Annotated in this window: 12 protein-coding genes and 1 pseudogene; 6 read left to right on the top strand and 7 right to left on the bottom strand. The window is 68.9% G+C overall.

The annotated features are described in order from the left end of the window. A pseudogene (locus tag ADL34_RS09790) lies at positions 1 to 130 on the top strand (MarR family transcriptional regulator); the annotation flags it as partial. 9 nt (positions 131 to 139) lie between these two features. Next, complete coding sequence (locus ADL34_RS09785) at positions 140 to 592, top strand: GNAT family N-acetyltransferase (protein ID WP_062665888.1); 453 nt, start codon at positions 140 to 142, stop codon at positions 590 to 592. A gap of 58 nt (positions 593 to 650) precedes the next feature. Here the strand turns inward: ADL34_RS09785 and ADL34_RS09780 are convergent, their stop codons facing one another. Beyond that, entirely contained in the window at positions 651 to 2,042 is a 1,392-nt protein-coding gene (locus ADL34_RS09780; RefSeq protein ID WP_062665890.1) for a serine hydrolase domain-containing protein, read from the bottom strand. Between the two features lie 75 nt (positions 2,043 to 2,117). Next, positions 2,118 to 3,596, bottom strand: a complete 1,479-nt coding sequence (gene dnaB, locus ADL34_RS09775) for a replicative DNA helicase (RefSeq protein ID WP_062665891.1) — start codon at positions 3,594 to 3,596, stop codon at positions 2,118 to 2,120. 458 nt (positions 3,597 to 4,054) lie between these two features. Here dnaB and ADL34_RS09770 point away from each other — a divergent pair, with 458 nt between their 5' ends. After that, a complete protein-coding gene (locus tag ADL34_RS09770; RefSeq protein ID WP_062666073.1) occupies positions 4,055 to 5,392 on the top strand; it encodes an MATE family efflux transporter in 1,338 nt (445 codons plus the stop codon). Positions 5,393 to 5,543: 151 nt separating this feature from the next. Here the strand turns inward: ADL34_RS09770 and rplI are convergent, their stop codons facing one another. The 4 genes from rplI to rpsF all read right to left on the bottom strand — a co-directional run bounded on the left by rplI (position 5,544) and on the right by rpsF (position 7,257). After that, complete coding sequence (rplI, locus tag ADL34_RS09765) at positions 5,544 to 5,990, bottom strand: 50S ribosomal protein L9 (protein ID WP_062665893.1); 447 nt, start codon at positions 5,988 to 5,990, stop codon at positions 5,544 to 5,546. An 18-nt stretch (positions 5,991 to 6,008) separates the two neighbouring features. Continuing rightward, positions 6,009 to 6,245 (bottom strand): 30S ribosomal protein S18, encoded by a 237-nt coding sequence (gene rpsR, locus ADL34_RS09760; protein ID WP_003949403.1) that lies wholly within the window; start codon positions 6,243 to 6,245, stop codon positions 6,009 to 6,011. A 59-nt stretch (positions 6,246 to 6,304) separates the two neighbouring features. Further along, complete coding sequence (locus ADL34_RS09755) at positions 6,305 to 6,898, bottom strand: single-stranded DNA-binding protein (protein ID WP_062665895.1); 594 nt, start codon at positions 6,896 to 6,898, stop codon at positions 6,305 to 6,307. A gap of 68 nt (positions 6,899 to 6,966) precedes the next feature. Next, positions 6,967 to 7,257 carry a 30S ribosomal protein S6 gene (gene rpsF, locus ADL34_RS09750; protein WP_005482942.1) on the bottom strand — a complete coding sequence of 97 codons (291 nt, stop codon included), beginning with the start codon at positions 7,255 to 7,257 and terminating at the stop codon, positions 6,967 to 6,969. Between the two features lie 260 nt (positions 7,258 to 7,517). On the opposite strand from rpsF, the gene ADL34_RS09745 reads away from it, so the two are divergent. From ADL34_RS09745 to ADL34_RS09735, 3 genes are all read left to right on the top strand, one after another. Continuing rightward, positions 7,518 to 7,826, top strand: a complete 309-nt coding sequence (locus tag ADL34_RS09745; RefSeq protein ID WP_062665897.1) for a hypothetical protein — start codon at positions 7,518 to 7,520, stop codon at positions 7,824 to 7,826. Between the two features lie 220 nt (positions 7,827 to 8,046). Next, positions 8,047 to 9,165: a peptidoglycan bridge formation glycyltransferase FemX gene (gene femX / locus ADL34_RS09740; protein ID WP_062665899.1), complete on the top strand. Its 1,119-nt coding sequence runs from the start codon at positions 8,047 to 8,049 to the stop codon at positions 9,163 to 9,165. 98 nt (positions 9,166 to 9,263) lie between these two features. Beyond that, positions 9,264 to 10,295, top strand: coding sequence for an alanine racemase (locus ADL34_RS09735; protein ID WP_062665901.1), 1,032 nt, complete (start codon positions 9,264 to 9,266; stop codon positions 10,293 to 10,295). A gap of 90 nt (positions 10,296 to 10,385) precedes the next feature. Here the strand turns inward: ADL34_RS09735 and ADL34_RS09730 are convergent, their stop codons facing one another. Beyond that, on the bottom strand, positions 10,386 to 11,888 hold the full coding sequence (locus tag ADL34_RS09730; protein ID WP_062665902.1) for a glycosyltransferase family 87 protein: 1,503 nt from the start codon (positions 11,886 to 11,888) through the stop codon (positions 10,386 to 10,388). Between the last annotated feature and the right edge of the window lie 23 nt (positions 11,889 to 11,911).

Here is an 11,911-nt window from a genome sequence, read left to right as displayed (position 1 = left end):
ACTCCGCCTCCTCGACCAGGCCCGCCCCACCAACGACAAAGCCCTCCGCGAAGCCCTCGACGACGCCGCCCGCAACCCCGAACTCGCCCCCCTCGTCCGCGTGGTGGAGTCGCTTCCCGCCTCCGCATAGGGTGCGGGCATGGGAGATCTTGAGATACGGCCCGCTGTCGCCGACGACGTCCCGGCCATCGTCGGCATGCTCGCCGACGATCCGCTGGGCGCCCAGCGCGAGTCACCGGACGACCTGACCCCCTACCTGGCCGCCCTGGAGCGCCTCCAGGGCGATCCTCACCAGCATGTGGTCGTCGCCGTGCGCGAGGGCCGCGTCGTCGGCACACTGCAGCTCACGATCGTTCCGGGGCTGTCGCGGCGCGGGGCGACCCGGTCGATCATCGAAGGCGTCCGTATCCACGCCGACGAACGCGGGAGCGGTCTCGGAACCCAGCTCATCGAGTGGGCGGTGGACGAGTCCCGGCGCCAGGACTGCCGGCTGGTGCAACTGACGTCCGACAAGACCCGCACGGACGCGCACCGCTTCTACCAGCGCCTGGGCTTCACCGCGTCCCACACGGGCTTCAAGCTCCAGCTCTGACGGCTCGTACCGACGAAGAAGCGCCTGTTTCACGTGAAACAGGCGCTTCGCTCGTCCGTCAGACGGTCCCGAATCCCCGCCAACCCTCGGGGTCCACACCACCCGGCACCGCAGCCCCCTCGTCGTACGGCTGCCGCGTGAAGACGAAGGACCCGAGGTCCAGGTGGTCCACCGTGCCGTCGGGCCGCCGTACGGCCTTCAGGCGCTCGCCCGCGTAGTAGCCCTCCAGTCCTGTCCAGGTACCGTCCCCGTTCGGCCGGAAGCGCGAACCGCGGCCCTTCCCGGACAGCGGCTCCAGCACCACCATGCCGTCCGCGATGAGACGCAGGGCAAAGGCGTGGGTACCCCAGTACCAGGGCCCCGCCAGCTCCAGCACCGCCGGATCGACCTCGGGCATCGGGCGCCAGGGCTCGGGGATGCGCGGCTCGGCCTCGGCGACGATCCGGACGAGGTCGGCGGCGACCGTGAACGGCAGCGGTCCGGATGTGCAGTTGGCGAGGACCACGGCCGCCACGTCGTCGTCCATGCTCAGGGTGAGGCAGGCCAGAAACCCCGGCAGGGACCCCGTGTGCCCGACGAGCGTCCTGCCGTCCTGATGCCGGGTCTCCAGGCCGAGGCCGTACGCGTAGCCGCTCGCCACGTCCGCCGTCTCGTGCGAGGCCGCGGGCGTCCTCATCTCCCGCAGAGTCTCGGCGCTCAGGACCCGTTCGTCCCCGTGGGCCAGGAAGGCGGCGAACCGTGCCAGGTCGGCGGTCGTCGACCACAGCTGACCCGCGGGAGCCATCCTGCCCAGGTCCTCCGCCGGTTCGGGAAGCATGACATCGGCCCAGGGGTGCACGGCCCAGCCGCCCGCGTGCGGGGCCTGGGGCCGGGTGGTGGTGCGCGAGAGGCCGAGAGGTTCGAGCACCTCGCCGCTCAGGACGTCCTCCCAGGGCGCCTTGCGCAGCTTCTCGACCAGCGCGCCCAGCACGGTGTAGCCGGGGTTCGAGTAATGAAACCTGCGCCCCGTCGGATGCAGGAACGGCTGCTCACCCAGGACATCCGCGAGCTCGGGCCGCAGCGCCCCGGAGGTCCGCTCCCACCAGGGCGCGGGCGACTCGGCCGCCAGCCCGCTGCTGTGCGCCAGCAGTTGGGCGATCGTGGCCTCCCCCGCGCCGGTACCCGGCAGATGCTTCTCCAGTGGGTCACCGAGGTCGAGCAGGCCCTCGTCCCGCAGACGCAGCACGAGCACGGCCGTGAACGTCTTGGTGATCGAGCCGATCCTGTACTGCACGTTCTCGTCCGGCCCGTGCCCGTCGACGGAGGTACGCGAGCCGTGCCACACCGCCCGGCCACCCCGCACGACCGCCGCGACCAACGAGGGCGCCCGCCCTTCGGCCTGCGCCACGGAGATCCGATGCACCAACGCACGCCGCGTGGCGGGCAACAGCTCTTCCTGAGATGTCGTCATACCCCCAGTCCACCCCGCCGACCACGCATAGGTCGAGCCCATTCCGGCCCGGGCCGGGATCGGCCGCTGTGCCCGTCAGGTCTGGGCCATGTCCACGAAGCGGGAGTAGTGGCCCTGGAAGGCGACGGTGATCGTCGCCGTCGGGCCGTTACGGTGCTTGCCCACGATGATGTCGGCCTCGCCGGCGCGGGGCGACTCCTTCTCGTAGGCGTCCTCGCGGTGCAGCAGGATGACCATGTCGGCGTCCTGCTCGATGGAGCCGGACTCACGCAGGTCGGACACCATCGGCTTCTTGTCGGTGCGCTGCTCGGGACCACGGTTGAGCTGCGAGAGGGCGATGACCGGGACCTCGAGCTCCTTGGCGAGCAGCTTGAGGTTACGGGACATGTCCGAGACCTCCTGCTGACGGCTCTCGGAGCGCTTGGAGCCACCGGACTGCATCAGCTGGAGATAGTCGATGATCACGAGCTTGATGTCGTTGCGCTGCTTCAGGCGACGGCACTTCGCGCGGATCTCCATCATCGACAGGTTCGGAGAGTCGTCGATGTAGAGCGGGGCCGCCGAGACCTCGGGCATCCGCCGGGCCAGCCGGGTCCAGTCCTCGTCCGTCATCGTGCCGGAGCGCATGTGGTGGAGGGCCACGCGGGCTTCGGCCGAGAGCAGACGCATCGCGATCTCGTTGCGCCCCATCTCCAGGGAGAAGATGACGCTCGCCAGGTTGTGCTTGATGGAGGCCGCACGGGCGAAGTCGAGCGCGAGCGTGGACTTACCCATGGCCGGGCGGGCAGCGATGACGACCATCTGGCCCGGGTGGAGGCCGTTGGTGAGCGAGTCGAGGTCGGTGAATCCCGTGGGGACACCGGTCATCTCGCCGGTGCGGGAGCCGATCGCCTCGATCTCGTCGAGGGCGCCCTCCATGATGTCGCCGAGCGGCAGGTAGTCCTCGCTGGTGCGCTGCTCGGTGACGGCGTAGATCTCCGCCTGGGCGCGGTTGACGATCTCGTCGACGTCGTCGTCGGCCGCGTATCCCATCTGCGTGATGCGGGTGCCCGCCTCGACCAGACGGCGCAGGACGGCCCGCTCGTGGACGATCTCCGCGTAGTACTCGGCGTTCGCCGCCGTCGGCACCGTCTGCACGAGCGTGTGCAGATAGGCCGCACCGCCGACCTTGTTGATCTCACCGCGCTTGGTGAGCTCCGCCGCGATGGTGATCGGGTCGGCCGGCTCGCCCTTCGCATAGACGTCGAGGATCGCCTGGAAGATCGTCTCGTGTGCCGGCTTGTAGAAGTCGTGGCCCTTGATGACCTCGACCACGTCGGCGATGGCGTCCTTCGACAGCAGCATGCCGCCGAGGACGGACTGCTCGGCGTCGAGATCCTGGGGCGGGACCCGCTCGAAGGTGGCTCCTCCGCCGTCCCACTCCCCGCTGTCTCTGCCCCGGTCATGCTGCTCGTCACGGCCACGGATGCTGTCGCCGCGGCGACGGGAGGCGGGAAGACGATCACTGGGACCGCTGTCGGCCCACGGGTCGTCCAAGGGCTCGGAAATACTCACCGAGCCACCTCCTCCCGTCCGCCGAGCGGACCTCGCATGCCCTCAGTTCTACGGCACGCCTCTGACAATCGAGAGCGCCACCTCCGGTTGTGTCACGTCGGATTTCGCGGCGGTTTTCCAGCCGTCTGACGGAGTAGGCGCCGGACCACGGTAGAGGTGCGAGGGGCGTCAGCCAATCTGGTTATCCACAGGCCATGTGGACGACGGCCCAGATGCTGTGGAGAACTCCGTGAAACCTGTGCACGACACGGTGGACAGCCCTGTGAACAAGACTGCGACCTTCCCCACACCACACCCCTGACCTGCCCATTTGCCGTCCACCGGCTGTGCAGAAGAAAAAGTTTCCCGGTCGGGCCAAGTTCCCTTCGAACGGTGCGCGACGACTCACAGCACCAGACGGTCAGTAAGGGGTGCTAGGAGATTGCATCACTTACCTGTGGACGATTACATTGATGGCCATGACACAGGCCCCCGCGTCTCCCAAGGCTGCCCGCCGGCAGCACGATCGCGAGATCGTCGCCCTGGCCGTCCCAGCCTTCGGCGCACTGGTCGCCGAGCCCCTTTTCGTCATGGCCGACAGTGCGATCGTCGGCCATCTCGGCACTGCACAGCTCGCCGGACTCGGCGTCGCCTCGGCCCTCCTCATGACCGCCGTCAGCGTCTTCGTCTTTCTGGCCTACGCCACCACGGCGGCGGTCGCCCGCCGGGTCGGCGCCGGTGATCTGCCGTCGGCCATACGCCAGGGCATGGACGGCATCTGGCTCGCCCTCCTCCTGGGGGCCCTCGTCGTCGCGGTCGTCCTGCCCACTGCACCGTTCCTCGTCGACCTCTTCGGTGCCTCCGACACCGCCGCCCCGTACGCGACCACCTATCTGCGCATCTCGGCGCTCGGCATCCCCGCGATGCTGGTCGTCCTCGCCGCCACCGGAGTGCTGCGCGGACTCCAGGACACCCGTACCCCTCTCTATGTGGCCGTCGGCGGCTTCATCGCGAACGCCGTGCTCAATGTCGGCCTCGTCTACGGCGCCGACCTCGGCATCGCTGGTTCGGCCTGGGGTACCGTCCTGGCGCAGTGCGGGATGGCCGCCGTCTACCTCCTGGTCGTCATTCGCGGAGCCCGTGCACACGGGGCCTCCCTGCGCCCGGACACGGCAGGCATCCGCGCCTCCGCCCAGGCCGGCGTGCCCCTGCTGGTCCGCACGCTGTCGCTGCGGGCCATCCTGATGATCGCGACGGCCGTCGCCGCCCGGCTGGGAGACGCCGATGTCGCGGCCCACCAGATCATCCTGTCCCTGTGGAGCCTGCTCGCCTTCGCGCTCGACGCCATCGCCATTGCGGGGCAGGCGATCATCGGGCGGTACCTCGGTGCCGACGACGCCGAAGGCGCCCGGGCCGTATGCCGCCGCATGGTCGAGTGGGGGATCGCCTCCGGCATCGGCCTCGGACTGCTCGTGGTGGCCGCCCGCCCGCTGTTCCTGCCCTTGTTCACCAGTGACGGCGCCGTCCAGGACACCGCGCTGCCCGCACTGCTCATGGTGGCGCTCTCCCAGCCGATCTGCGGCGTGGTCTTCGTCCTGGACGGTGTCCTGATGGGAGCCGGCGACGGCCCTTATCTCGCCTGGGCGATGGTGGCCACGCTGGCCGTGTTCGCCCCCGTGGCTCTGCTGATCCCCGTCATCGGCGGCGGCCTGACCGGAATCTGGGCAGCGATGACGCTGATGATGACGGTCCGGATGCTGACGCTCTGGCTGCGGGCTCGCTCCGGCCGCTGGATCGTCACGGGAGCGACGCGCTGACGGTTTCACGTGAAACGACGTGTTTCTCGAACCCCCGGCGTCCCAGCTGAGCCGCGAGGGGCAAGGCATGACGAAGGCCGACGCACGAAGAAGGGGCCGCACCCTGCTGGGTGCGGCCCCCTCCCTCAGCTCATCAAGCCGAGTGCGGCGATCAGGCCGCGACGACCTCGACGCTGACCTTGGCGGCCACCTCGGGGTGCAGACGCACGGACGTCTCGTGGGCGCCCAGGGTCTTGATCGGCGTGCCGAGCTCGATGCGGCGCTTGTCGACCTCGGGGCCACCGGCAGCCTTGATCGCCGAAGCGACGTCGGCCGGGGTGACGGAGCCGAAGAGCCGACCGGCGTCGCCGGAGCGGACGGCCAGGCGGACCTTGACACCCTCGAGCTGGGCCTTCACAGCGTTGGCCTGCTCGATGGTCTGGATCTCGTGGATCTTGCGAGCACGACGGATCTGCTCGACGTCCTTCTCGCCACCCTTGGTCCAGCGGATAGCGAACTTCCGCGGGATCAGGTAGTTGCGAGCGTAACCGTCCTTGACGTCGACGACGTCGCCCGCGGCACCGAGGCCGGAGACCTCGTGGGTGAGGATGATCTTCATGTTTCGGTCACCCTTCCCTTATCGCGCGGTGGACGTGTAGGGCAGCAGCGCCATCTCACGGCTGTTCTTCACGGCCGTGGCGACGTCACGCTGGTGCTGCGTGCAGTTGCCGGTCACGCGGCGGGCACGGATCTTGCCGCGGTCGGAAATGAACTTCCGCAGCATGTTCGTGTCCTTGTAGTCCACGTACGTGACCTTGTCCTTGCAGAAAGCGCAGACCTTCTTCTTCGGCTTGCGCACAGGCGGCTTCGCCATGGTGTATCTCCTGTGTGATCAAGAAGTGTGGGGTACGGCCCACCCCTGGACCCGAAGGTCTAGAAGGGGGGCTCGTCCGAGTAGCCGCCGCCACCGCCGCTGCCGCCGGAGTTTCCACCCCAGCCGCCGCCGCCCTGGTTGCCACCGGCGGGAGCGCCGGTCGCCCACGGGTCGTCGGCGGGAGCGCCGCCGCCCTGCTGGCCGCCGCCGGAGCCACCGCCCCAACCGCCGCCGGCCTGACCGCCGCCACCGCCGCCGCCGTAACCGCCCTGGCCACCGCGAGCGCCACCGGAGGTCTTGGTGACCTTGGCCGTGGCGTTGCGCAGGCTGGCGCCGACTTCCTCGACGTCCAGTTCGTAGACCGTGCGCTTGACACCCTCACGGTCCTCATAGGACCGCTGCTTCAGCCGGCCCTGCACGATGACGCGCATGCCTCGCTGGAGCGACTCGGCGACGTTCTCCGCCGCCTGACGCCAGACCGAGCAGGTGAGGAAGAGGCTCTCGCCGTCCTTCCACTCGTTCGTCTGACGGTCGAAGGTGCGGGGGGTGGACGCGACACGGAACTTCGCGACCGCCGCACCGGACGGGGTGAAGCGCAGCTCGGGGTCGTCGACAAGATTGCCGACCACCGTGATGACGGTCTCGCCTGCCATGGGGGAACCTCTCGGCGGGTTTGCTCTGGCTGCTTGCTACTCGAATCCCGAAATCAGCTGAGCGGAGCTCAGTGGGTCTCGGGGCGGAGGACCTTGGTCCGGAGGACCGACTCGTTCAGGTTCATCTGGCGGTCGAGCTCCTTGACGACCGCAGGCTCGGCCTGCAGGTCGATGACCGAGTAGATGCCCTCGGGCTTCTTCTTGATCTCGTACGAGAGACGACGACGGCCCCAGGTGTCGACCTTCTCGACCTTGCCGTTGCCCTCACGGACGACGGAGAGGAAGTTCTCGATCAGGGGGGCGACAGCGCGCTCCTCCAGATCGGGGTCGAGGATGACCATCACCTCGTAGTGACGCATGTGGAACCCACCTCCTTTGGACTCAGCGGCCACGGTCGTTCCGTGGCAGGAGGGTCGTGATGCGTACGCAACGGTATCGGCCGCCACTGACAATCGGGGGTGACCTTGCGGTTCTCCCGAGGCCGGGCAGACACCGGTGCAGACGGTACACACTACCTGCACACCTGCTTCCGGTTGAAATCCGGCCGCCGTCGCCCACAATCTGTACACATCGGGTGTGTATGGCGCTACGATGCGCCGCTTTTCGCAGGAGGTGCCCTATGGCACAGGCATTGCGACCCAACACCGCCGGAGGCCTCTTCGCCACGGACGGAAAGGCCCATCCCCTCCAGGACGCCCTGCTCGTGGTGACCCTGGTGCTCGGCATCACGTCCTTCGTCACGGCCCAGTTCCACAACCTGCACCTGCTCAGCTCCTGGACCGGCCTGATCGGCATCGCCGCCGGTGCCTACGGCCAATGGATCTCGGTGACGACCCGCGAGCGCTTCGGCCTGATCGTGGGCCTCGGGCTGTCGGGAGTCGGCTTCTTCCTCGGCATGGCACACGGCGGGCTCTTCGGCGGCGTCTGACACGCCTGCGACCGCCCTCGTCGAACCGGTGGCCGGGACGCCGGCCACCGGACATCGGCACAACACCGCATAGAACACCCACGACCGCCCCGGAGGCGCCCAGCGCCGGTGCGGAGCTTTCGTACGCCCGGTCGAGGCGCTCCCCGGGCGCAGTAGGCTTCGGCGCTAGAGCCGGAGCCCCTGTTCCCATGGGGACACACCAGCCCGAGGAGCGCCCCGAATGAGCCTGACCCTGAGGACGATCAGTCGCGAGCAGCATCTGGCGTACATCCAGAGCCTGCCGTCGGCGAGCCACATGCAGGTCCCGGCCTGGGCTGACGTCAAGGCGGAGTGGCGCTCGGAGAGCCTCGGCTGGTTCGACCGGAGCGGCGAGCTGGTCGGCGCGGGTCTCGTCCTCTACCGCCAGCTGCCCAAGATCAAGCGCTACCTCGCCTATCTGCCCGAGGGTCCGGTCATCAACTGGTTCTCGCCGAACCTGACCGAGTGGCTGGAGCCGATGCTCGCGCACCTGAAGCAGCAGGGCGCCTTCTCCGTGAAGATGGGCCCGCCGGTGATCATCCGGCGCTGGGAGGCGGGCTCCATCAAGCAGGGCATCCAGAACCCGGACGTGAAGCGCCTGCGCGACATCGAGGCCGACTTCATCGAGCCGCGCGCCTTCGAGGTCGCCGACAAGCTGCGCCGTATGGGCTGGCAGCAGGGCGAGGACGGCGGGGCCGGCTTCGGCGACGTACAGCCCCGCTATGTCTTCCAGGTGCCGCTGGCCAACCGCTCGCTGGAAGAGGTCCACAAGAACTTCAACCAGCTCTGGCGGCGCAACATCAAGAAGGCCGAGAAGGCCGGCGTCGAGGTCGTCCAGGGCGGTTACCAGGACCTGGAGGAGTGGCAGCGCCTGTACGAGATCACGGCCGTGCGCGACCACTTCCGCCCGCGCCCCCTGTCCTACTTCCAGCGCATGTGGACGGCCCTCAACTCCGAGGACCCCAACCGCATGCGGCTGTACTTCGCGCGGCACAACGGGGTGAACCTGTCCGCGGCGACGATGCTCATCGTCGGCGGCCACGTCTGGTACTCCTACGGCGCCTCCGACAACATCGGCCGCGAGGTCCGGCCCTCGAACGCGATGCAGTGGCGGATGCTGCGCGACGCCTACGCGCTCGGCGCCACCGTCTACGACCTGCGCGGCATCTCCGACTCGCTGGACGAGACCGATCACCTCTTCGGCCTGATCCAGTTCAAGGTCGGCACCGGCGGTCAGGCCGCCGAGTACCTCGGCGAGTGGGATTTCCCGCTGAACAAGCTGCTGCACAAGGCGCTCGACATCTACATGTCGCGTCGCTGACCCCGCGCGCCCAGCTTCGATACCGTCAATAGCTGCACCGTCGATAGCTTCCACACCTCTGATACACCGCAGCCACGAGAAAGGTTCCAGGTCCGGCCATGGCGCTCACGCTCTACGTCGACACCGCGCGCTGGCGGGCGCACCACAAGCACGTGCAGGAGCAGTTCCCGGGCCTCGTACCGGTCTGCAAGGGCAACGGCTACGGGTTCGGGCACGAGCGGCTGGCGGAGGAGGCCACCCGGCTGGGCTCCGACATCCTCGCGGTCGGCACGACGTACGAGGCCGCGCGCATCAAGGACTGGTTCGGCGGCGACCTGCTGGTCCTGACCCCGTACCGCCGCGGTGAGGAGCCGGTGCCGCTGCCGGACCGGGTCATCCGCTCGGTGTCGTCGGTGGACGGCGTGTACGGCCTCGTGGGTGCCCGCGTCGTCATCGAGGTGATGTCCTCGATGAAGCGGCACGGAGTGAGCGAGCACGAGCTGTCCCAGCTGCACGCCGCCATAGAGAACGTCCGGCTGGAGGGCTTCGCCATCCACCTGCCGCTCGACCGCACGGACGGCTCGGACGCCGTCGAGGAGGTCATCGGCTGGATGGACCGGCTTCGGGCGGCCCGGCTGCCGCTGCACACGATGTTCGTGAGCCACCTCAAGGCCGACGAACTGGCGCGCCTGCAGCAGCAGTTCCCGCAGACCCGCTTCCGCGCCCGGATCGGGACGCGGCTGTGGCTGGGGGATCACGACGCCACCGAGTACCGCGGCGCGGTCCTGGACGTCACGCGTGTCTCCAAGGGTGACCGTTTCGGCTACCGCCAGCAGAAGACGGCCTCCGACGGCTTCCTGGTGGTCGTGGCGGGCGGCACGTCGCACGGTGTGGGCCTGGAGGCGCCGAAGGCGCTGCACGGCGTCATGCCGCGCGCCAAGGGTGTCGCACGCGCCGGCCTCGCCACGGTGAACCGGAACCTCTCGCCCTTCGTATGGGGCGGCAAGCAGCGCTGGTTCGCGGAGCCCCCGCACATGCAGGTGTCGATCCTCTTCGTGCCGTCGGACGCGCCGGAGCCGAAGGTCGGTGACGAGCTGGTCGCCCATCTGCGGCACACCACCACGCAGTTCGACCGCATCGTGGACCGCTGACCCGGCCGTTCCCCGAGGAAGCGACGAAAGGCCGTACACGGATTCCACCGTGTACGGCCTTCTGCGTAGGGCCCTCCGCCCGCTGTTCGCTCAGAGCGAACCGTCGACGGCCTCCCGGTCGCGCCAAGCCACCTGCGGGCCTTCCTCGTCATGGGCTGCGTGGCGCGGCGGGTGAGCCGCCGCTCCGTACACGTGCACGTCCTCCGCCCGGTCGAGGACACCGCCCGAGGGGTCGTCCTCGCCGCCCTGGCGCACCGGGTCTCGCTCCGGCATGAGGATGTCCCGCACGACGACGGCGACCAGGTACAGCGTGCCCAGCAGATGCAGGCCGATGGCCCAGTGGTAGCCGTCGGTCGGCAGGCCCTTGTGGGCGTCTCCGCTGGTCGTGTAGGCGAGGTACATCCAGATGCCGAGGAAGTACGCCACCTCGCACGCCTGCCAGATGAGGATGTCCCGCCACCTGGGCCGGGCCAGCGCGGCCAGGGGCACCAGCCACAGGACGTACTGCGGCGAGTAGACCTTGTTGGTGAGGATGAACGCCGCCACGATCAGGAAGGCCAGCTGGGCGAAGCGCGGCCGGCGCGGCGCGGTGAGCGTGAGCACCGCGACGCCGGCGCAGCACAGCAGCATCAGCAGCGTGGCGAAGGTGTTGACGGTGTCGGTGCTCAGCGGGTCCGTGGAGTTCTGCGCCAGGATCAGCCAGAAGGAACCGAAGTCGACGGCCCTGTCATGACTGAACCGGTAGAACTGCGACCACCCGTCCCACGCGAGCAGCATCACCGGGAGATTGACCACCAGCCAGGCGAGCGCGGTGCCGCCCAGCGCCCGCCCGAAGTCCCGCCAGCGGGCCGCGCGCCAGCACAGCACGAACAGCGCTCCGAGCAGGAAGACGGGGTACAGCTTGGCGGCCGTGGCCAGGCCCAGCAGGATCCCGAAGGCGAGCGAGCGGCCACGCGACCACATCAGCATCGCCGCGGCCGTCAGGGCGACGGCCAGCAGATCCCAGTTGATGGTCGCGGTCAGCGCGAACGCGGGAGCAAGGGCGACGAGCAGGCCGTCCCAGGGACGCCGCCGGTGGGTCCGGGTCACACAGACGGCGATGACCGCGGCGCAGACCATCAGCATCCCGGCGTTGACCATCCAGTACCACTGCTCCTGGTCCTGGATGCTGCCGCTGTCCGAGGTGAGCCAGGACGCGACCTCCATGAAGACGCCGGTCAGCACCGGGTACTCCAGGTACTGCATGTCGCCGGGCAGCTTGTCGAAGTACGGCACCAGACCGTCGGCGAAACCCCGCCCCTGGTACAGGTGCGGGATGTCCGAGTAGCAGGCGTGCGTGTACTGGGAGCTGGCACCGAAGAACCAGGCCCCGTTGTAGCAGGGCGCCTTCTGGACCAGGCCGAGAGCGAACATGCCGATGGCGACCAGCGCGATGATCCGTACCGGTGTCCACCAGGACGTCCCGAGCAGGGCGCGCCTCCCGATCGGGCCGCCGATCAGCTCACTGCCATGCGCGGCGACCTTGTCCTCCCGGGTCGGCCGCACCTGATCCGGCTCATGCGCGCTCATGGGCGTCGTCTCTGCACTGGGCATGGGGCACATCCTGCCGCACGCGT

Origin of the sequence: Streptomyces sp. NRRL WC-3605 (genome assembly GCF_001509795.1) — a bacterium.
Lineage (GTDB): Bacteria > Actinomycetota > Actinomycetes > Streptomycetales > Streptomycetaceae > Streptomyces > Streptomyces viridochromogenes.
The sequence above is the reverse complement of the archived record's forward strand: the minus strand, read 5'-3'. Positions and strand labels throughout refer to the sequence as shown.